This window comes from Idiomarina aquatica, from assembly GCF_003987185.1.
Classification (GTDB): domain Bacteria; phylum Pseudomonadota; class Gammaproteobacteria; order Enterobacterales; family Alteromonadaceae; genus Idiomarina; species Idiomarina aquatica.
This window is the reverse complement of record NZ_PIPS01000001.1, coordinates 1,131,708-1,154,133: the sequence shown is the minus strand read 5'-3', so window position 1 is coordinate 1,154,133 and position 22,426 is coordinate 1,131,708. Positions and strand designations below refer to the sequence as shown.

At 50.3% G+C, this 22,426-nt stretch carries 15 protein-coding genes; 12 read left to right on the top strand and 3 right to left on the bottom strand.

What is annotated here, in order from left to right; all coding sequences use genetic code 11:
- The first annotated feature begins 2 nt into the window (after positions 1-2).
- From rplA to CWE23_RS05210, 10 genes are all read left to right on the top strand, one after another.
- Positions 3-698 carry a 50S ribosomal protein L1 gene (gene rplA, locus CWE23_RS05255; RefSeq protein ID WP_105305518.1) on the top strand — a complete coding sequence of 232 codons (696 nt, stop codon included), beginning with the start codon at positions 3-5 and terminating at the stop codon, positions 696-698.
- Positions 699-953: 255 nt separating this feature from the next.
- On the top strand, positions 954-1,472 hold the full coding sequence (rplJ, locus tag CWE23_RS05250; RefSeq protein WP_105305519.1) for a 50S ribosomal protein L10: 519 nt from the start codon (positions 954-956) through the stop codon (positions 1,470-1,472).
- Between the two features lie 53 nt (positions 1,473-1,525).
- Positions 1,526-1,903 (top strand): 50S ribosomal protein L7/L12, encoded by a 378-nt coding sequence (rplL, locus tag CWE23_RS05245; RefSeq protein WP_105305520.1) that lies wholly within the window; start codon positions 1,526-1,528, stop codon positions 1,901-1,903.
- A gap of 212 nt (positions 1,904-2,115) precedes the next feature.
- Positions 2,116-6,144: a DNA-directed RNA polymerase subunit beta gene (gene rpoB / locus CWE23_RS05240; protein ID WP_105305521.1), complete on the top strand. Its 4,029-nt coding sequence runs from the start codon at positions 2,116-2,118 to the stop codon at positions 6,142-6,144.
- Positions 6,145-6,216: 72 nt separating this feature from the next.
- Complete coding sequence (gene rpoC / locus CWE23_RS05235; RefSeq protein ID WP_105305522.1) at positions 6,217-10,449, top strand: DNA-directed RNA polymerase subunit beta'; 4,233 nt, start codon at positions 6,217-6,219, stop codon at positions 10,447-10,449.
- Positions 10,450-10,654: 205 nt separating this feature from the next.
- A complete protein-coding gene (gene rpsL, locus CWE23_RS05230) occupies positions 10,655-11,029 on the top strand; it encodes a 30S ribosomal protein S12 (RefSeq protein ID WP_006956845.1) in 375 nt (124 codons plus the stop codon).
- A gap of 71 nt (positions 11,030-11,100) precedes the next feature.
- A complete protein-coding gene (gene rpsG, locus CWE23_RS05225) occupies positions 11,101-11,571 on the top strand; it encodes a 30S ribosomal protein S7 (protein WP_105305523.1) in 471 nt (156 codons plus the stop codon).
- Between the two features lie 30 nt (positions 11,572-11,601).
- Positions 11,602-13,725, top strand: coding sequence for an elongation factor G (fusA, locus tag CWE23_RS05220; RefSeq protein ID WP_105305524.1), 2,124 nt, complete (start codon positions 11,602-11,604; stop codon positions 13,723-13,725).
- Between the two features lie 60 nt (positions 13,726-13,785).
- On the top strand, positions 13,786-14,970 hold the full coding sequence (tuf, locus tag CWE23_RS05215; protein ID WP_075610518.1) for an elongation factor Tu: 1,185 nt from the start codon (positions 13,786-13,788) through the stop codon (positions 14,968-14,970).
- A 358-nt stretch (positions 14,971-15,328) separates the two neighbouring features.
- On the top strand, positions 15,329-16,108 hold the full coding sequence (locus CWE23_RS05210) for a type 2 periplasmic-binding domain-containing protein (protein WP_241970532.1): 780 nt from the start codon (positions 15,329-15,331) through the stop codon (positions 16,106-16,108).
- Here CWE23_RS05210 and glsA read toward each other — a convergent pair.
- Genes glsA through uvrA form a run of 3 tightly spaced genes read right to left on the bottom strand, consistent with a single transcriptional unit; the run spans position 16,105 to position 20,296 of the window.
- On the bottom strand, positions 16,105-17,061 hold the full coding sequence (gene glsA / locus CWE23_RS05205; RefSeq protein ID WP_105305525.1) for a glutaminase A: 957 nt from the start codon (positions 17,059-17,061) through the stop codon (positions 16,105-16,107). The two genes, CWE23_RS05210 and glsA, sit on opposite strands and share 4 nt — an antisense overlap.
- Positions 17,051-17,458 carry an acyl-CoA thioesterase gene (locus CWE23_RS05200; protein ID WP_105305526.1) on the bottom strand — a complete coding sequence of 136 codons (408 nt, stop codon included), beginning with the start codon at positions 17,456-17,458 and terminating at the stop codon, positions 17,051-17,053. Before CWE23_RS05200 ends, glsA begins: the two co-directional genes overlap by 11 nt.
- A gap of 15 nt (positions 17,459-17,473) precedes the next feature.
- Positions 17,474-20,296, bottom strand: coding sequence for an excinuclease ABC subunit UvrA (gene uvrA / locus CWE23_RS05195; RefSeq protein WP_126819688.1), 2,823 nt, complete (start codon positions 20,294-20,296; stop codon positions 17,474-17,476).
- Between the two features lie 92 nt (positions 20,297-20,388).
- On the opposite strand from uvrA, the gene CWE23_RS05190 reads away from it, so the two are divergent.
- Together CWE23_RS05190 and ssb are read left to right on the top strand one after the other, a co-directional pair.
- Positions 20,389-21,768, top strand: a complete 1,380-nt coding sequence (locus tag CWE23_RS05190) for an MFS transporter (protein WP_126819687.1) — start codon at positions 20,389-20,391, stop codon at positions 21,766-21,768.
- Positions 21,769-21,813: 45 nt separating this feature from the next.
- Positions 21,814-22,407 carry a single-stranded DNA-binding protein gene (ssb, locus tag CWE23_RS05185; RefSeq protein ID WP_105305529.1) on the top strand — a complete coding sequence of 198 codons (594 nt, stop codon included), beginning with the start codon at positions 21,814-21,816 and terminating at the stop codon, positions 22,405-22,407.
- The last annotated feature ends 19 nt before the right edge of the window (positions 22,408-22,426 follow it).

The following is a 22,426-nucleotide window of genomic DNA, read 5'->3' as shown; positions in this document are numbered from 1 at the left end:
CAATGGCTAAATTATCAAAACGCGCTCGTTTGATCCGCGAAAAAGTTGAAGCCCGTGACTACGACGTTAACGAAGCAATCACACTGTTGAAAGAGCTGGCTACTGCCAAGTTCACTGAAAGTGTTGACGTTGCTGTTAACCTAGGTATCGATGCACGTAAATCAGACCAAAACGTTCGTGGTGCTACTGTACTACCTAACGGTACTGGCCGTGATGTTCGTGTTGCTGTGTTCACTTCAGGTGACAACGTAGCAAAAGCACAAGAAGCTGGTGCAGACATCGTAGGTATGGAAGATCTTGCTGAGCAAGTTAAGAAAGGCGAGATGAACTTCGACGTTGTTGTTGCATCACCAGACGCGATGCGCGTTGTCGGCCAGTTAGGTCAAATCTTAGGTCCACGCGGCCTGATGCCTAACCCGAAAACCGGTACCGTAACACCAGACGTGGCAACAGCGGTTAAAAACGCTAAAGCCGGTCAGGTACGCTATCGCAACGACAAAAACGGTATCGTTCACGCGACCATCGGCCGTGTTGACTTCGATAACGACAAATTGAAAGAAAACTTAGACGCCTTGTTGGCTGCATTGAAGAAAGCGAAGCCTTCTTCTGCTAAAGGTGTTTACTTTAAACGCATCAGCCTGTCTACCACGATGGGTGCTGGTGTGAGCATTGACCAAGGCACGGTAAGCGCCGGTTAATTGCTGTAAAGGTTTGTGGGTTGGAGCTGCCGTGCCGTTGTCCAAAAGACAATGACACAAGGCTCTCATCCAAGACCGTAGGTGTACCGCGAGTATTTCAGTAGTATCGAATAGCGGCACTTAATTTCCTACGCAGATGGTGATATCCGACTCAGGCTCTCTGGGTAAGAGATTCACCGGGACAACGCGGTGGGGGTAACCTCACTTAACTTGTAACGAGGGACTTAGGTCCCGAATTTAAACGAGGTGATATCAGTGGCAATAGGTTTAGCCGGAAAGAAGGCCATCGTTAAGGAAGTTAACGAAGTAGCTTCAAACGCGCTAGCTGTCACCGTTGCTGAATATCGAGGCATCGAAGTTGCCGACATGACTGAGCTGCGTAAGAAAGCTCGTGAGCAAGGCGTATTCGTGAAAGTTGTACGTAATACTCTTGCAAAGCGTGCCTTCGAAGGTACTCAGTTTGACGACATGGCGGATGCACTTAAAGGACCTCTTATTTACGGCTTCTCTTTGGACGCACCGGGCGCTTCAGCTCGCTTGTTCAAAGATTTCGCTAAAGAAAATAAGAAACTGCAAGTGACGGCTCTGTCGATCGGTAATGGCATCATGGGTCCAGAAAAACTGGACGCAGTTGCTTCACTTCCGACTCGTGATGAAGCATTGGCTAAATTGCTCGCCACCTTCAAAGCACCTGTTAGCAAATTCGTTAGAACAGTTAACGAAGTACCTGCTAAGTTTGTGCGTACGTTGGCGGCAATTAAAGACGCTAAATAATACGTTGGTTTTTAAACCATTTTTTGTAATTATCAACCCAGGAGTTTAGAGTAATGGCTCTGACTAAAGACGATATCTTAAACGCGATCGCTGAAATGCCAGTTATGGAACTGGTTGAACTGATCGAAGCAGCTGAAGAAAAATTCGGCGTTGACGCATCTGCAGCAGTAGCAGTAGCAGCTGGCCCAGCGGCTGGCGGCGAAGCAGCAGCTGAAGAGAAAACTGAATTTGACGTAGTACTGAAAGGCGCAGGCAGCAACAAAGTTGCAGCGATCAAAGCAGTACGCGGCGCAACTGGCCTTGGCTTGAAAGAAGCTAAAGCTATGGTTGAGTCTGCTCCAGTAGCAGTCAAAGAAGGCGTAAGCAAAGACGAAGCTGAAGAGCTGAAAAAGCAGCTTGAAGAAGCTGGTGCGGAAGTTGAAGTTAAGTAATTTAACTTTAGCTCTACATCTGGCCTAGCGGCCTTAGGCTGGTGGTTAATTGACCACCAGCCTTTTCGCGCTTTAACGCTTGTATCATTTTTGCCCGTCGTTGGGATACAAGTTAGCGGTACAGAACAACGGGAACAACAGACTAACACTCTGTATTTAACCATCGAACCACTCGTTGGTTAGGGTCATCAATCAGCTAGCTGAGGAACCCCATGGCGTACTCCTACTCAGAGAAAAAACGTATTCGTAAGGACTTTGGAAAACGGCCACAAGTGCTGGAAGTCCCTTACTTGCTGTCAATGCAGCTTGATTCATTTAAGAAATTTATTGAAGTTGATCCAGAAGCTAACAATGGTCTGGAAGCAGCTTTTCGTTCGGTTTTTCCGATTGCCAGCTACTCAGGTAATGCGGAACTGCAGTACGTCAGTTACCACATGGGTGAGCCTGCGTTCGACGTTGAAGAATGTCAGATCCGCGGAATCACGTATTCTGCGCCACTGCGTGTGAAACTGCGTCTGGTTCTGTTTGATAAAGAAGCAGCCGCTGGAACAGTTAAAGACATCAAAGAACAAGAAGTGTACATGGGCGAAATCCCACTGATGACAGAGAACGGTACGTTCGTCATCAACGGTACCGAACGCGTCATCGTGTCACAACTGCATCGTTCGCCGGGTGTGTTCTTTGATCATGATAAAGGGAAGTCACACTCCTCAGGTAAAGTGTTGTATAACGCGCGCGTTATTCCTTACCGTGGCTCCTGGCTTGATTTCGAATTTGATCCTAAAGACAACGTATTTGTGCGTATTGACCGTCGTCGTAAGTTGCCGGCCTCGATCATTTTACGTGCACTAGAATACACAACCGAAGAAATCCTCGAGATGTTCTTCGAAACCACGTATTTCGAAATTCTCAAGACCAAAGTAAAAATGCAATTGGTGCCTGAGCGTTTACGTGGTGAAACCGCCAAATTCGACATCAAATCTCCTGATGGTGAGGTTATTGTTGAAAAAGGCCGTCGTGTTACTGCACGTCATATTCGCCAACTTGAAAAGCTTGAACTTTCCGAACTGGAAGTACCGGTTGAGTACATGGTCGGTAAAGTATTGGCTAAAGATTACGCGGACAAGAAAACCGGCGAAATCGTTGCCAATGCCAATGACGAGCTGACCTTAGAGCTGATCGCTAAATTAAGCGAAGCGGGCATCAAGAAAATTGAAACCCTGTTCGTCAACGACCTCGACCACGGTCCATACATGAGCGAAACGTTGCGTGTTGATAGCACAACGAACCGTATGGAAGCGCTGGTTGAAATCTACCGCATGATGCGCCCGGGCGAGCCGCCCACGCGTGACGCGGCTGAAGCCTTGTTCGACAACCTGTTCTTCAGCGAAGATCGTTACGATCTGTCAACCGTAGGTCGGATGAAGTTTAACCGTCGTTTGGGTCGTGAAGACCTGACCGGTCCAAACACCCTGACCAATGAAGACATTATCGAAGTGATGAAGAAGCTGATCGAGATCCGTAACGGTCTTGATGAAGTGGATGATATCGATCACTTGGGTAACCGTCGTATCCGTTCGGTTGGCGAAATGGCGGAAAACCAATTCCGCGTTGGTTTGGTACGTGTAGAACGTGCTGTGAAAGAGCGTTTGTCACTGGGTGACTTGGATAACACCATGCCTCAGGACCTGATCAACGCCAAACCAATCAGCGCTGCGGTCAAAGAATTCTTTGGCTCAAGCCAGCTGTCGCAATTTATGGACCAAAACAACCCGTTGTCAGAAGTTACCCACAAACGTCGTATCTCGGCGCTTGGTCCGGGTGGTTTGACGCGTGAACGTGCCGGCTTCGAAGTTCGTGACGTACACCCGACTCACTATGGTCGCCTGTGTCCTATCGAAACTCCGGAAGGTCCAAACATCGGTCTGATTAACTCGCTATCGACCTTTGCGCGCACCAATGAATATGGGTTCTTAGAAACCCCTTACCGTCGCATCGAAAACAGTCAGGTAACCGATGATGTGGTTTACTTGTCCGCTATCGAAGAAGGTAATTACGTTATCGCACAGGCGAACGTAGCGCTTGACGACGAAGGTAAGCTGGTTGAAGACTTGGTTCCTTGCCGTCACAAGAACGAATTCACCCTGGTCAGTAAAGAACAGGTTGAGTATATGGACGTTGCACCGCAGCAGATCGTATCGATCGCAGCGAGCATGATCCCGTTCCTTGAACACGATGACGCTAACCGTGCATTGATGGGTTCAAACATGCAACGTCAGGCGGTTCCGACGCTGCGTGCGGACAAGCCGTTAGTCGGTACTGGCATCGAGCGCACCATCGCCGTTGACTCGGGTGTTTGTGTGGTGGCTAAACGTGGTGGTGTGGTTGACTACGTTGACGCGGCACGCATCGTTGTTAAGGTTAACGAAGAAGAAATGGTACCTGGAGAAGCGGGTATCGATATTTACAACCTGACCAAGTACACCCGTTCTAACCAGAACACCTGTATTAACCAGAAGCCTACGGTTAACCCTGGTGAGCCGGTAACTCGTGGTGATGTACTGGCCGATGGTCCGTCGACGGATCTGGGTGAATTAGCCCTAGGTCAGAACATGCGCGTAGCCTTCATGCCTTGGAATGGTTACAACTTTGAGGATTCGATCCTTATTTCTGAGCGTGTCGCTCAGGAAGACCGCATGACCACCATCCACATTCAGGAATTGAACTGTGTGGCTCGTGACACCAAACTGGGTGCCGAAGAGATCACCTCTGATATTCCAAACGTTGGTGAATCAGCACTGAGCAAGCTTGACGAAGCCGGTGTGGTTTATGTCGGTGCCGAAGTTAAAGGCGGCGATATTCTGGTTGGTAAAGTAACACCGAAAGGTGAAACTCAGCTGACCCCGGAAGAGAAGCTATTGCGTGCCATCTTCGGTGAAAAAGCGTCTGACGTAAAAGACAGCTCGCTGCGTGTACCAAACGGCGTTAATGGTACCGTCATTGATGTACAGGTATTTACTCGTGACGGCGTTGAAAAAGACAAACGCGCTATCGCCATCGAAGAGATGCAACTGGCTAAGGTTAAGAAGGACTTAACGGAAGAGTTCAAGATCCTTGAAGAAGGTATCTATAACCGCGCCCGTAACCTGCTACTGGCCAATGGTTTTGATGAAGCTAAGCTGGCCAGCATGGATCGCAGCAACTGGCTGACGCAAGGTCTGAGCGACGAGAGCGCGCAAGAGCAGTTAGAGCAGATCGCCGAGCAGTACCAGCAGATCCGTGAAGACTTCGATCAGAAGTTCGAAACCAAACGTCGCAAGATCACTCAAGGTGATGACCTGGCGCCGGGTGTACTGAAGATCGTTAAGGTTTACCTTGCGGTTAAACGTCGCATCCAGCCTGGTGACAAACTTGCCGGACGTCACGGTAACAAGGGTGTTATCTCGACCATTATTCCGGTCGAAGATATGCCACACGATGACGAGGGTAATCCGGTCGACATCGTACTTAACCCATTGGGTGTACCGTCGCGGATGAACATCGGTCAGATCCTTGAAACTCACTTGGGTATGGCGGCACGTGGTATCGGTATCAAGATTGATAAGATGCTGAAACAACAGCGTGCGATGCAGGATCTTCGTGACTTCCTGCAGCAGGTCTACTCATTGGGTGATTGCCGTCAGAAGGTCGACATTGCGGAATTCAGTGATGACGAAGTGTTACGTTTGGCGAATAACCTGCGTGCCGGTCTGCCGACAGCAACACCAGCATTTGATGGTGCTGTAGAAGCTGAAATTAAGGAACTGTTGAAGTTAGCAGATATCCCTGAATCAGGCCAAATCACCTTGTTCGACGGCCGTACCGGTGAGCGTTTTGAGCGTGATGTAACGGTTGGTTACATGTACATGCTGAAGCTGAACCACTTGGTTGACGACAAGATGCACGCGCGTTCTACCGGTTCTTACAGCTTGGTTACTCAGCAGCCGCTGGGTGGTAAAGCACAGTTCGGTGGTCAGCGTTTCGGTGAGATGGAAGTCTGGGCACTGGAAGCTTATGGTGCTGCGTATACCCTGCAGGAAATGCTGACGGTTAAATCGGACGATGTGAACGGTCGTACTAAGATGTACAAGAACATCGTTGATAATAACCTGCAGATGGAAGCAGGTATGCCTGAATCCTTCAACGTATTGTTGAAAGAGATTCGCTCACTGGGCATCAATATCGAGCTGGAACAGGGCTAATACGCTGTTGCGGAATGAATTCGGGGAGTGCTCGCACTCCCCTGAGGTTTGAACTCCGACAGGAGATAAATCGTGAAAGACTTGCTTAAGTTTTTAAAACCGGCTAACCAGACAGAAGAGTTCGATGGTATTCGAATCCAACTGTCATCACCTGATATGATCCGCAGTTGGTCATACGGTGAGGTGAAAAAGCCGGAAACAATCAATTACCGTACTTTCAAGCCAGAACGTGACGGCTTGTTCTGTGCGCGTATTTTTGGTCCGGTAAAAGACTACGAATGTTTGTGTGGTAAATACAAGCGTTTGAAGCACCGTGGCGTTATCTGTGAGAAGTGTGGCGTTGAAGTTACACTGACCAAGGTACGTCGTGAGCGTATGGGTCACATCGAACTGGCCAGCCCGGTTGCACATATTTGGTTCCTTAAGTCACTGCCGTCTCGTATCGGTTTGATGCTGGACATGACGCTGCGTGACATCGAACGCGTGCTGTACTTCGAATCTTATGTGGTAACCGAAGGTGGCTTGACGTCACTGGAACAAGGCCAGATTCTGACCGAAGAAGAATACCTTGATGCGTTGGAAGAGCACGGCGATGAGTTCGACGCGAAGATGGGTGCGGAAGCCGTACTTGATCTGTTACGCGCCATCGACATCGATGCTGAGATCCAACAGCTGCGTGAAGAGTTGCCGGAAACCAATTCCGAAACCAAGCGCAAGAAAATCAGCAAGCGTCTGAAATTACTTGAGTCGTTCCAAATGTCAGGTAACAAGCCTGAGTGGATGATTCTGAAAGTATTACCGGTGTTACCACCGGATTTGCGCCCATTAGTACCGTTGGACGGCGGTCGTTTCGCGACTTCGGATCTGAACGATCTGTACCGTCGCGTGATCAACCGTAACAACCGTCTGAAGCGTCTGCTTGACTTAGCAGCACCTGACATCATCGTACGTAACGAAAAACGTATGTTGCAGGAAGCCGTTGATGCGTTGTTAGATAATGGTCGTCGTGGCCGTGCTATCACTGGCTCGAACAAGCGCCCACTGAAATCACTTGCCGATATGATCAAAGGTAAGCAGGGTCGTTTCCGTCAGAACCTGTTGGGTAAACGTGTTGACTACTCAGGTCGTTCGGTTATTACCGTTGGTCCTAAGTTGCGCCTGCATCAGTGTGGTCTGCCTAAGAAGATGGCATTGGAACTGTTCAAGCCATTTATTTACGGCAAACTTGAGCGCCGTGGCTTGGCAACAACCATCAAAGCCGCGAAGAAGATGGTTGAGCGTGAAACCGCAGAGGTTTGGGACGTTCTTGATGAAGTCATCAAAGAGCATCCGGTGCTGTTGAACCGTGCCCCAACACTTCACCGTTTGGGTATTCAGGCATTCGAACCGGTACTGATCGAAGGTAAGGCAATTCAGTTGCACCCATTGGTGTGTGCGGCCTATAACGCCGACTTCGACGGTGACCAAATGGCCGTTCACTTACCGTTGACGCTAGAAGCGCAGCTAGAAGCGCGTGCGTTGATGATGTCGACCAACAACGTACTGTCGCCAGCCAGTGGTGATCCGATCATCGTTCCTTCACAGGACGTTGTCTTAGGTCTGTACTACATGACCAAAGAAAAGATCAATGCCAAAGGCGAAGGCATGGCGTTTAAGAGCCCGTCGGAAGCTGAAAAAGCCTACCGTAACGGCTTGGTTGAACTGCACTCTCGCGTGAAGGTACGTATCACGGATACCACCATTCACGAAGACGGCACCAAAGAAACCAAAACGCAATTGCGTGATACGACCGTCGGTCGTGCATTGTTGTCACTGATCATGCCGAAAGGCTTACCGTTTGAGCTGATCGATCAGCCAATGGGTAAAAAGCCAATCGCTCGTATGCTAAACCAGGCATACCGTGATTTAGGTCTGAAAGACACCGTTATTTTTGCTGACCAGGTTATGTACACAGGTTTCCATTACGCAATGGTCTCCGGTGCATCGGTTGGTATCAACGATATGGTGATCCCGGATGCCAAAAAAGAAATCGTTGAAGCTGCGGAAGAAGAAGTGGCAGAGATTCAGGAGCAGTTTGAATCAGGTCTGGTAACCGCGGGCGAGAAATACAACAAAGTTATCGACATTTGGTCAACCGCTAACGAGAAAGTCTCGAAAGCGATGATGGACAACCTGTCGAAAGAAATTGTTATCAACAAAGACGGTAAAGAAGAAGAGCAGGCATCATTTAACTCTATCTTTATGATGGCGGACTCGGGCGCTCGTGGTAGCCCCGCACAGATTCGTCAGTTGGCCGGTATGCGTGGTCTGATGGCGAAGCCGGATGGCTCAATCATCGAAACGCCAATCGTTGCTAACTTCCGTGAAGGTTTGAACGTACTTCAGTACTTCATCTCAACCCACGGTGCGCGTAAAGGTTTGGCCGATACTGCATTGAAGACCGCGAACTCAGGTTATCTGACCCGTCGTCTGGTTGACGTTTCACAAGACGTTGTGATCATGGAAGAAGATTGTGGCACGTTCGAAGGCCTTATCATGAAACCATTGATCGAAGGTGGTGACGTTGTTGAACCATTGCGCGAACGTGTACTGGGTCGTGTGGTCTGTGAAGACGTCCTCAAGCCTGGTTCGGATGAAGTGCTGCTGCCACGCAACACCTTGTTGGACGAGAAGAACTGCGACATCCTCGAAGAGAACTCCATCGATGAAGTTAAAGTTCGCTCGGTCATCACCTGTGACACGGACTTTGGTGTTTGTGCTCACTGTTACGGCCGTGACTTGGCTCGTGGCCACATGGTTAACCAAGGTGAGGCAGTTGGTGTTATCGCGGCTCAGTCCATCGGTGAACCGGGTACACAGCTTACCATGCGTACCTTCCACATTGGTGGTGCGGCATCACGGGCGACAGCAGAAAACAGTGTCCAGGTTAAAAACCCGGGTACCATCAAGCTACACAACGCGAAATGGGTTGTTAACAGCGATAAAGCGCACGTGATTACCTCACGCTCGACCGAGTTGACGCTGATTGATGAGTATGGTCGTGAACGTGAGCGCTATAAAGTGCCTTACGGTGCGGTACTGAAGAAAGGTGAAGGCGACGCAGTTGAAGGCGGTGAAACCGTTGCAAACTGGGACCCGCACACGCACCCAATCATTACCGAAGTAGAAGGTCGCATCAAGTTTGTTGACTTGATTGATGGTGTCACCATGACTCGTCAGACCGACGAACTGACCGGTCTTTCAAGCGTTGTTGTACTGGAAACAGGTCAACGTACCAGCGCCGGTAAAGACATGCGTCCGATGGTGAAACTGGTGGATGAGAAAGGTAACGACGTAAACATCGTTGGTACCGATATCCCAGCGCAGTACTTCCTGCCGGGTAACGCGATCATCAACCTGGAAGACAACGCCGAAGTGAAAGTGGGTGATACCCTTGCACGTATTCCGCAAGAAGGTTCGAAAACTCGCGACATCACCGGTGGTCTGCCACGGGTTGCTGACTTGTTCGAAGCGCGCCGTCCGAAAGAGCCTGCGATTCTTGCTGAAATCACCGGTACGGTGTCATTCGGTAAAGAAACTAAAGGTAAACGTCGTCTATTGATCACACCAACCGATGGCGGTGATCAGTACGAAGAGATGATTCCGAAGTGGCGTCAGCTGAACGTGTTTGAAGGTGAACACGTTGAGAAAGGTGAAGTTATCGCGGACGGCCCGGAAGCGCCGCACGATATCCTTCGCTTGCGTGGTGTTAGCGCGGTAGCAAACTACATCGTTAACGAAGTGCAGGAAGTTTACCGCTTACAAGGTGTTAAGATTAACGATAAGCACATCGAAACTATCGTTCGTCAGATGCTGCGTAAAGCACTTATCCTGCGCGCTAACGACACCAACTTGCTGGAAGGCGAAATGGTTGAAATGTCTGAGGTACTGGCAGCAAACGCAAAAGCCGAAGCAGAAGGCAAACAGCCTGCGACCTTCGAGCGTCAGCTGTTGGGTATTACCAAAGCATCACTGTCAACTGAGTCGTTTATTTCTGCGGCCTCGTTCCAGGAGACCACTCGTGTCCTGACCGAAGCGGCCGTTGGCGGCAAGAAAGACAGTCTGCGCGGACTGAAAGAAAACGTTATCGTAGGTCGACTGATTCCTGCCGGTACCGGCTATTCGTATCACAAGGAACGCATGCAGCGTCGCCTTGACGAAATGCAGGTGGTAGAAGAAGCGCCTAAGATGACGGCTGAAGAAGCAGAACAGCAACTGGCTGACGCCCTAAATGCGGGTGGCCAGAGCGATGATAGTGCTGAATAAAGCACGTTCTGTTTAGACAGCGTACAGAAGCCGGTACTGATATCAGTACCGGCTTCTTTTATATAGCCTTGACAGGTGAAAATATGACCATTAAAATTCCCGCTCCCGATTTTCGGGATCTGATCGTTAATGGTCAGGATTTAGCGATTTTTCACGCACCCTCGTGCGCGCTAAAAAGCGACATCAACTAAACTAGGAGTAATGAATGGCAACAGTTAATCAGCTGGTGCGTAAAGGCCGTCAGAAGCCGGTTGTGAAAAGCAACGTTCCGGCTCTTGAAGCGTGCCCTCAAAAACGCGGAGTTTGTACCCGTGTTTACACCACAACCCCAAAGAAACCAAACTCTGCAATGCGCAAAGTTTGTCGTGTACGTCTGACCAACGGTTATGAAGTTTCTTCATACATCGGTGGTGAAGGCCACAACTTACAAGAACACTCAGTCGTACTGATCCGTGGCGGTCGTGTAAAAGACTTGCCAGGTGTTCGCTACCACACCGTTCGTGGTGCACTTGACTGTTCAGGTGTTAACGATCGTAAACAAGGCCGTTCTAAGTACGGCGCGAAGCGGCCTAAGTCTTAACGGTTCTCCGTTAGTAAGGCCAAACTTTGTACGTTTTGGGTAATACCCTGAATTAATCGGAGAATATTGAGATGCCAAGAAGACGCGTCATAGGTCAACGTAAAATCCTTCCAGATCCTAAGTTCGGATCCGAGTTGTTGGCTAAGTTTATCAATGTCGTCATGGTTGACGGCAAAAAAGCAGTCGCTGAAAAGATTATCTACGGTGCACTGGACATTCTGGCTGAGAAGTCAGGTAAAGATCATCTGGAAATTTTCGATGCCGCACTAGAAAACGTGCGTCCTACCGTCGAGGTTAAATCTCGTCGTGTTGGTGGTTCAACCTACCAAGTTCCAGTTGAAGTTCGTCCGGTACGTCGTAACGCACTGGCTATGCGCTGGTTAGTTGATGCAGCGCGCACCCGTGGTGAAAAATCAATGTCGCAGCGTCTGGCAGCTGAAATGCTAGATGCATCAGAAAACAAAGGGTCAGCTGTGAAGAAACGTGAAGACGTTCACCGCATGGCTGAAGCAAACAAAGCGTTTGCTCACTATCGCTGGTAAATTCACAGTTAACCGAGTAAGGAGTTTATTGTGGCTCGTAAAACTTCCATTGAGCGCTATCGTAATATCGGTATCTGTGCTCACGTAGACGCCGGTAAGACAACCACTACTGAGCGTGTGTTGTTCTACACAGGTCTGTCTCACAAGATTGGTGAGGTGCACGATGGTGCAGCTACCATGGACTGGATGGAGCAAGAACAAGAACGTGGTATCACCATTACCTCGGCAGCAACAACCTGTTTCTGGCAAGGTATGGACAAGCAGTTCCCTGAGCACCGTATCAACATCATTGATACTCCTGGGCACGTTGACTTCACCATCGAAGTAGAACGTTCTCTGCGTGTTCTTGACGGCGCTGTCGTCGTTCTGTGTGCATCTTCAGGTGTTCAGCCTCAAACAGAAACTGTTTGGCGCCAGGCGAACAAATATGAAGTTCCACGTATGGTTTTCGTTAACAAGATGGACCGCGCTGGTGCGGACTTCTTGTCTGTTGTAAACCAAATGAAAACGCGTTTGGCAGCCCAAGCGGTACCAATGCAGCTTCCAGTAGGCGCTGAAGATAACTTCCGCGGCGTTGTTGACTTGATCAAGATGAAGTTCATCAACTGGAACGAAGAAGACATGGGTACGTCATTCACTTATGAAGACATCCCAGAAGATATGGTTGATCTGTGTGAAGAATATCACGCAGAGTTGGTTGAAGCTGCTGCCGAAGCCAACGAAGAACTGATGAACAAATACCTTGAAGACGGCGAGTTAACTGAAGCTGAAATCAAGCAAGGTCTGCGTGCGCGTACTTTGGCGAACGAAATCTGCTTGGTAGCTGCTGGTTCTGCGTTCAAAAACAAGGGTGTTCAAGCAGTACTTGACGCTGTTATCGAATACTTGCCGTCGCCTACAGAAGTTAAAGCGATCCGCGGTATTTTGCCTGACGAAAGCGAAGGCATTCGTAAGTCGAGCGACGAAGAGCCGTTCTCGGCGTTGGCGTTCAAAATTGCGACTGACCCATTCGTAGGTACCTTGACGTTCGTTCGTGTTTACTCTGGTGTGCTTAATCAGGGTGACGGCGTTATCAACGCGGTTAAGAGCAAGAAAGAACGTGTTGGCCGTATGGTGCAAATGCACTCAAACAGCCGTGAAGAAATCAAAGAAGTGCGCGCTGGTGACATCGCTGCACTGATCGGTCTTAAAGACGTAACAACGGGTGACACGCTTTGTGATCCAAACAATCCAATTATCCTGGAGCGTATGGAATTCCCAGAGCCGGTTATCTCTGTTGCGGTAGAACCGAAAACCAAAGCCGACCAAGAGAAAATGGGTATTGCCCTGGGTAAATTGGCTGCTGAAGATCCGTCATTCCGTGTTAAGACTGACGAAGAATCAGGCCAAACCATCATCTCTGGTATGGGCGAGTTACACTTGGACATCATCGTTGACCGTATGAAGCGTGAGTTCAAAGTTGAATGTAACGTTGGTCAGCCTCAGGTTGCATACCGTGAAGCAATTCGTAAAGCGGTTGAAGTTGAAGGCAAGTTCGTTCGTCAATCAGGTGGTCGTGGTCAGTTCGGTCACGTTTGGCTGAAACTTGAACCGATGAAGATCGAAGAAGACGAAAACGGTGATGATGTCACTTACGAATTCGTTAACGAAATCGTTGGTGGTGTGGTACCAAAAGAGTACATCCCAGCTGTTGATAAAGGTGTTCAAGAGCAGATGGAACAGGGTGTATTGGCTGGCTACCCAGTATTGGGTGTTAAAGCGACTCTGTATGATGGCTCTTACCACGACGTCGACTCATCAGAAATGGCGTTTAAGATCGCTGGTAGCATGGCCTTCAAAAAAGGTGCATTACAAGCTGACCCAGTATTGCTTGAACCACTGATGAAAGTTGAAGTTATCACTCCTGAAGAATCTATGGGTGATGTTGTTGGTGACTTAAACCGTCGCCGCGGTCTGATCGAAGGCATGGAAGAAGCGCCAGGCGGCTTGAAAGCTGTTAACGCGGTTGTGCCTCTTTCTGAGATGTTTGGTTACGCAACTGACTTGCGTTCACAAACTCAAGGTCGCGCATCTTACTCAATGGAATTCTTGAAGTACGGTGAAGCACCAAACAACATCGCTGAAAAAGTGATGGCTGAGCGTAACGCTAAATAAGTAAGGTCTGGTCCGGTTTTTTACGAGACCGGACTTTTAACTTAAGTTTGAGGAACTATCATGTCTAAAGAAAAATTTGAACGTTCGAAGCCGCACGTAAACGTCGGCACCATTGGTCACGTTGACCACGGTAAAACTACCCTGACTGCTGCTATTACAACTGTTTTGGCAAAAGTATACGGTGGTGCGGCGAAAGACTTCGCAGCCATCGATAACGCGCCAGAAGAGAAAGAGCGTGGTATCACCATCTCAACATCACACGTTGAGTATGACACGCCAGCACGTCACTACGCTCACGTAGACTGCCCAGGACACGCTGACTATGTTAAAAACATGATCACCGGTGCGGCGCAGATGGACGGCGCAATCCTGGTAGTAGCAGCAACAGACGGCCCAATGCCACAGACTCGTGAGCACATCCTGCTGTCACGTCAGGTAGGCGTACCTTACATCGTAGTATTCATGAACAAATGTGACATGGTTGACGATGAAGAGCTGTTAGAGCTGGTAGAAATGGAAGTTCGTGAACTGTTATCAGAATACGAATTCCCGGGCGACGACCTGCCGGTAATCCAGGGTTCAGCCCTGAAAGCACTGGAAGGTGACGAAGAGTGGTCGAAGAAGATCATCGAACTAGCAGACGCCCTGGACAGCTACATCCCAGAGCCAGAGCGTGACATCGATAAGCCATTCATCATGCCAATCGAAGACGTATTCTCGATCTCAGGTCGTGGTACGGTAGTCACCGGTCGTGTCGAGCGCGGGATCATCCGCACTGGCGACGAGTGTGAAATCGTAGGTATGAAAGAAACCACCAAGACAACCGTAACGGGTGTTGAGATGTTCCGTAAGCTGCTTGACGAAGGTCGTGCAGGTGAGAACATCGGTGCGTTGCTGCGTGGTACGAAGCGTGACGAAGTAGAGCGTGGTCAGGTATTGGCGAAGCCAGGTACTATCACTCCGCACACTAAGTTCGAAGCAGAAGTCTACGTACTGAGCAAAGACGAAGGTGGCCGTCACACGCCATTCTTCAAAGGCTATCGTCCACAGTTCTACTTCCGTACAACGGACGTAACCGGTGCGGTAGAGTTGCCAGAAGGCGTAGAAATGGTAATGCCAGGCGACAACCTGAAATTCGTGGTAGAGCTGATTGCTCCAATCGCGATGGACGAAGGTCTGCGTTTCGCCATCCGTGAAGGTGGTCGTACTGTAGGTGCAGGTGTTGTATCTAAGATCATCGACTAAGCAGTATCTTGCGCCAGAGGCGCAAGCTACCGCTTGCTAAAAAACCCGGCTTCGGCCGGGTTTTTTTATGTCTGGCGTTCGCGTTGCTCACTTGCCAGGCGCCTTCGGCTTGCCAGGCACCGCTGACGCGGCTTGTCCGCGCGTGCGCTGCGCGCACTTGCTTTTTTTAACAGCAAGCGAGTGCGAAGCACGAGGCGTCAAGCAAGCGGCCGTTGGCCGCGCCAAGCAAACCGGCGAAGCCGGTGCCCGGCAACCGAGCGGAGCGAGGGCCAAGCGCGAACGAAGTGAGTGCCAAGGCGCTTGCGCTTCGCGTTGTGTTAGGTATTATGGTTGCGTCCTTGTTAATCAACGTTACGCCGTGAATCGATATATCCTGTCGTTATTAATCGTTTGTTCACTGTTTACCGGAAACGCCTTGTCTCGCGAACCGGTGTATGTGGCGGCCTATGATTTTCCGCCGTTTTTTTCTGGTACGCTCGAAACCGATGTCACCACGGAACTGGTTAATCTGCTTAACGATAATCAAAATGAGTACGAGTTCATCATTCAGGCGATTCCTCCCAATGGCCGTTACCAGGCGCTTTCCGCCGAGGGCTGTTGCGATGTTATTTTTTTCGAGTCATTACTTTGGGGCTGGCAGAACGCTCAAGTGGACGTTGCCACAACATTTCCGTTACTAAGGGGTTCTGAGCGTTTAGTGGCCAAGAAGGTTGCTGGCAGGGATCAGTCGTTCTTTGAAAATCTCGAAGGGCTCAAGCTTGGCGGTGTGCGCGGCTATCATTATCTCTTTGGCGGTACCGTGATGAACTCCGAAGAGGTTGCCAAACGTTATTCCATTTATCTGTCCGACTCCCGCATCACCAACTTACGAATGCTGCTTGGCGGCCGTATTGATGCTGCCGTACTTAATGACGAACTGTTGAGTGCTCTGAAAAATTCTTCGGTTAACTATCTCGAGCAATTACTGATTTCAGATCGTGTCGAGAGTGAGTACGAACTCGGGGTGGTTGTAGCGACGGGCAAAGGCATATCCGTTGAAGAAGTACAGCGACTGGTTCGGTTGTTGTCACGTGATGAGAAGTTTAATCACCTGTTTGCGCGCTTTAACCTGCAGCGGTTTCAACTGTACCGCCGTTAATACACACTCAGGCCCAGGCGGTTGGCCAGTTCACGAACCATAAACATACCGCGGGCACTATTTCCGTATTCGTTCAGTCGCGGGCTCCAGGCGGCAATGACACCAAAATCAGGTACCACGGCAACAATACCGCCACCGACACCACTTTTCGCCGGGACTCCTACGGTAAACGCAAACTCACCGCTTTGGTCATACATGCCGCTGGTTGAGAGCAGCGCGTTAATGCGCTGGGAATCGCGCTTTGACATAATGCTGTTCTTAGAAAAGGGGCATACGCCGTCATTAGCCAAGAACGTAAAGGAGCGAGCCAGGTTTTCACAAGTCATCGTTAAGGCACACTGCCAGAAATAATGATCCAGCAATTCATCAACATCGGATTCGATATTGCCGAAGCTCTTCATCAAGTGAGCTAATGCTGCGTTGCGGTGCCCATGGGCTTTTTCCGATAGGTGTACTTCATGGTCTGCATGCACCGATTCATTGCCGCAGAGCGTGCGTACCAGGCTTAAAACCGCATTTTTACTGGCCGAATAACGACTCACCAGAACGTCACTGACAAGAATGGCGCCTGCGTTAATCATTGGATTACGCGGGATGCCTTTCTCCCACTCTAACTGAACGATGGAATTAAAGGCCTGGCCGGAAGGTTCCATTTTTACCCGCTGCCACAGTTCATCGCCGAGTCGTTCCATGGCTAGCATTAAACCAAAGATTTTTGACACCGACTGGATCGAAAAAGGCTGCTGAGTATCGCCAACATTAAAGACTTCGCCATCCAACGTCGCGAGGGTTAGCGCACAATAGTCAGGGTTTACCTCGGCCAAAGCAGGGATATAATCCGCTACTTTGCCAGAGGTGATGGTCATGGCCTCATCGTATATCTCCTGCAACAACCGGTTAAGGTCGTCAGGTGCATGGATGTGTTGGCCACCACTAACTAAATCACGCGTCAAGAGGATGCTCCGGATGAGTGAGTGTTGCTAATCGTGAGCGTAAACCGTCGGTTAAAGCAATCGAGGTCTGCTCGCTGAAATCAAAATAAACTAACACGGTCTTGCCTTTGGCACAGAGTTCGTCTTTTTGCCAAATCTCTGTGCTGATATCAAAGGACGAACCGCCCAAACGGCTGACATAGGTCTTTACCGTTACGTTACTGCCAAAGAAGATCGGCCTAAGGTAGTCGACTTCCAGCCGAGCCACGATCAGGCTTTGAGTTTCCGGTGACATTTCACCGAAAAACTCAAATATCGGCAACCGGCCGGTTTCGATCCACATCGGTACCACCGTATTGTTGACGTGTCCCAGCGCGTCGGTTTCATAAAAACGAACTTTAAACTGTTCTTCTAACATCTTATGGCATCCTTGCTAGTTGCTTAACATGGGTTTCAAAAAACGCGCAGTGTGCGAACGCTCCACTTCACAAATCTCTTCGGGTGTACCCTGCGCAATGATTTCGCCGCCGCCGGATCCGCCCTCTGGTCCCAGATCAATGATCCAGTCGGCCGTTTTGATCACGTCCAGATTGTGTTCAATAACAACCACTGTATTACCATGGTCACGTAAGCGATGAATCACGGCAAGCAACTGTTTAATGTCGTGGAAGTGCAGGCCGGTGGTTGGCTCATCGAGAATATACAGCGTTTTGCCGGTATCCCGCTTCGATAATTCGCGCGACAGTTTCACCCGTTGTGCCTCACCACCCGACAGTGTAGTGGCAGACTGACCAAGTCGTACATAGGATAGCCCAACATCCATCAGCGTTTGCAGTTTGCGCGCAATGGCCGGGATGGGCTCGAAAAACTCGCGGGCTTCTTCGATGGTCATATCCAGCACTTCGTTGATATTCTTACCTTTGTATTGAATATCGAGCGTTTCGCGGTTATAGCGCTTTCCTTTACAGATGTCACACGGGACATAAACGTCCGGCAGAAAGTGCATTTCAACTTTTATAACACCGTCACCCTGGCAGGCCTCACAGCGGCCCCCGCGGACGTTAAAGCTAAAGCGTCCGGGTTTATAGCCACGAGCTCGGGACTCAGGTACCCCCGCGAACAATTCACGGATAGGGGTAAAAATACCGGTATAGGTGGCCGGGTTCGACCGCGGTGTGCGACCAATCGGGCTTTGATCGATGTCGACGACTTTGTCCAGATACTGCAGGCCGTCCACCTCGTCGTATGCAGCCGGTTCACCTGTTGTTGCACCGTTTAACTCAAGATGCGCAAGGTGGAACAGCGTATCGTTAACCAGCGTTGACTTACCCGAGCCGGAAACCCCGGTCACACAGGTCAGCACGCCCAACGGCAATTCAAAGTCGACACCCTTCAAGTTGTTACCGCGTGCGCCTTTGATCACCAGTCGGCGATCATCCGGTACGTGCCGTTGTGCCGGCACATCGATCACTTTTTTGCCGGAGAGGTAGTCACCGGTGAGTGAATCGCTGCTACCAATTATGTCATCGACCTTGCCCTGAGCGATGATTTCCCCGCCGTGAACCCCGGCACCCGGACCAATATCAATGATGTGGTCGGCCTGACGAATGGCGTCTTCGTCGTGCTCAACCACGATCACCGTGTTACCTAAATCCCGTAAGTGCGTGAGCGTGTTGAGCAAGCGTTCGTTGTCGCGCTGATGCAGGCCAATGCTGGGTTCGTCAAGCACGTACATCACGCCGACCAGACCCGCGCCAATTTGGCTGGCGAGGCGGATGCGCTGTGCTTCACCACCCGACAGCGTTTCGGCACTGCGTGACAGACTCAGGTAATTCAAACCAACGTTCACCAAAAAACGCAGTCGGTCATTAATTTCTTTCAGAATTTTTTCCGCGATTTGTGCGCGCTGGCCTTCTAGTTCGAGTGTCTGGAAAAAGCTCAGGGCGTCGCCAATCGAGCGCTCTGCGACCTGCGGCAGCGTGGTGTCACTAATAAACACATGACGAGCCTCGGTGCGTAACCGCGAGCCATTACAGCTTTTACAGGGTTGTACCGCAATGTACTTGGAAAGCTCTTCCCGCACCGCCTGTGACTCGGTTTCGCGGTAGCGGCGTTGCATGTTCGGGATGATCCCTTCAAACGGGTGTTCACGCACGACTTTATCGCCGCGATCGTTCACATAAGTAAACTTAATCTGCTGCTGACCGCTACCGAACAAAATTTTGTGCCGTACGTCTTCATCCAGCTCGTTGAACGGCGTCGACAACTTAAATTCGTAATGCTTAGCCAGAGACTGCAGCATTTGATAGTAGTAGAAATTACGTTTATCCCAGCCCCGAATGGCGCCGCCGGTTAATGACAGCTCCGCGTTAGTGACCACTTTGGCTGGATCAAAAAATTGTTCAACGCCAAGGCCGTCACAGGTACCGCAGGCACCGGCCGGGTTATTAAAGGAGAACAGTCGAGGCTCTAGCTCTTGCATGCTGAAGCCGCAATGCGGGCAAGCGAAGTTGGCCGAGAACACCATTTCATCGTCATTGCCTTCCATCGGTGCAACCAGGGCCGTGCCGCCGCTCAGCTCGAGCGCAGTCTCGAACGACTCGGCAAGACGCTGTTCTAGCCCCTCACGAACTTTAAACCGGTCGACCACGACTTCGATGGTGTGTTTTTTCTGCAACTCCAGTGTTGGTGGATCGCTCAAGTCACATATTTCGCCATCAATACGGGCACGAATGAAACCTTGCAGGGCAAGATTCTCTAATACTTTTAGGTGCTCACCCTTGCGGTTCTGAATAATGGGAGCCAGCATCATCAGCTTCGATCCCTCTGGCGCTGCCAGTACGTTGTCCACCATTTGCGAAACGGTCTGCGCCGCTAACGGCACGTCATGGGTTGGACAGCGAGGTTCGCCGACACGGGCGTACAATAACCGCAAATAGTCGTATATTTCGGTGATGGTACCAACCGTCGAACGGGGGTTGTGCGAGGTCGACTTTTGTTCAATCGATATCGCCGGCGACAAGCCCTCGATAGAGTCCACATCGGGTTTCTCCATCAATGACAAAAACTGCCGCGCGTAAGCCGACAGCGATTCGACGTAGCGTCGCTGGCCTTCCGCATAGAGGGTATCAAAAGCCAACGAAGACTTGCCCGACCCCGATAAACCGGTGATAACCACCAGCTTATTGCGCGGTATCGAGAGATTAAAGTTCTTAAGATTGTGTGTTCTTGCTCCGCGTACTTCTATGGTATCCATTCATTACTTCCTATTGGCTGCTGAACACATTATCGCACACCCAGCCGCATCTGGTACAATGCTGTCATTGAAGAATTCTAAAGCTGTGGTCGATGTCACAACAAACACTAAATCAAACGGAAAAACGAGCCGCTGTTGCGCTGGCATCCGTCTTCGGAATACGGATGCTGGGGCTGTTTTTGATCATGCCCGTGCTGGCAATTTATGCCCGTGACTACCCAGATTATAGTGCCTTCCTTATGGGTGCAACGTTGGGTGCTTACGGTCTCACTCAGGCTCTGCTGCAGATCCCCATGGGCATGTTGTCGGATCGTTGGGGCCGGCGTCCGGTCATTATCCTGGGGCTGTTGGTGTTTATCCTCGGAAGTGTGGTTGCGGCGCAGGCGGACAGTTTGCTTGGGGTCGCAATCGGGCGGGCTATCCAGGGCTTGGGTGCCGTGGCAGCCGCCATTTTAGCGCTGGCTGCTGACGTGTCGCGAGAACAGCAACGTACCAAAGTCATGGCGATCATCGGTATGTGTATCGGGCTCGCCTTTGCCGTTGCCATGGTGGCGGGTCCTTTGCTTGGCAGTTGGCTGGGTTTGGCGGGTATCTTTTGGTTTACCGCTGCAACCGGCGTGTTAGGCATCGTGGTATTAGTCGCCAGCGTGCCACAGGTGCAAACACAAACGGCACGACGAGATGCGCTACCCGTTGCATCCGAGTTGCGTAGCCTGTTAAAACATGGTCAGTTATGGCAGCTGAATGTCGGCGTTTTTGTGTTACATGCGGTGCTGACGGCTTGGTTTATCACGTTGCCGACGCAACTGCAGCAGGCCGGCTTTGAGCCAGCAACCCACGCCTGGTTTTATCTGCCAACATTGGTGGCATCAATTGCCGTCATGGTGCCCATGATCATTCGCAGCTCGCGAACTGATAATCAAGTGTTCTGGTTCCGATTGGCATTGCTGATGCTGTGCATTGGGGTGGCGCTGGCCGATATGTTGGGAGCTTCGGCGGTGGTGCTGGTGGCGGCGCTGGTGATTTTTTTCGCCGGCTTCAACTATCTGGAAGCTTCGCTACCTTCATTCTTAACCCGTATTGCGCCGGCCGGTAGTAAAGGCAGTGCCAGCGGCCTTTATGCGACCAGTCAGTTTTTAGGTGCTTTTATCGGTGGCAGTACCGGCGGTTGGGTCTTACAAACATATCAGTCAACGGGATTAGGCATTTTATCGCTGACTCTATTAGGCTGTTGGTTAGTGTTAACCTTATGGATGAAAAATCCGAAAGCGGTGACTAATGTGGCGCTGAACCTTGGTCATTTGGCGGAAACTCAGCGGAGTGAATTAAATCAACGGCTGTTACAAGTAACCGGCGTTGAGGAAGTTCGTTACGCACCAGATGACCAAATTAGTTATTTAAAAGTCGATAAAAAGCAGTATGATGAAGAGACCGTGCAAGGTCTCTTGCAAGCCCATGAACCGGCAAAATAACGACAATTTTAATTAATACGATAAGATTTAAAACAGGAGAAAAGCATGGCCAGTCGCGGTGTCAACAAAGTGATTTTAATCGGTAACCTGGGTGCCGATCCAGAAGTGCGTTATACGCAAAACAGCACGGCTATTGCGAATTTATCAATCGCGACCAGCGAAACCTGGAAAGATAAACAAACGGGCGAGCCGCGCGAGCAAACCGAATGGCACCGTTGTGTGGCGTATCGTCGCTTGGCGGAGATTGCCGGTGAATACCTGAAAAAAGGTTCAAAAGTATACGTCGAAGGGCGACTGCAAACCCGTAAATGGCAAGGTCAGGATGGCCAGGATCGTTACACCACAGAAATCGTCATTAACGACATGCAAATGCTGGATTCGCGCGGTGGTGCTGGCATGGGTCAGAACCAAGGTATGAATCAAGGCATGAACCAGGGCATGAATCAGTCTGCTCCGGCACAGCAAGGTGGCTATCAGCAGGGTTATCAACAGCCGCCGCAGCAACCAGCGCAGCAGCCACAGGGTGGTGGTCAGGCCCCGACGCCGGGTAATGCACCACAACAGCGCCCTCAACAACCATCACAACCTCAGCCGTTCTCGCCAGACTCGGCGGATTTTGACGACGATATTCCGTTCTAATTCGTCACAGATGATGACG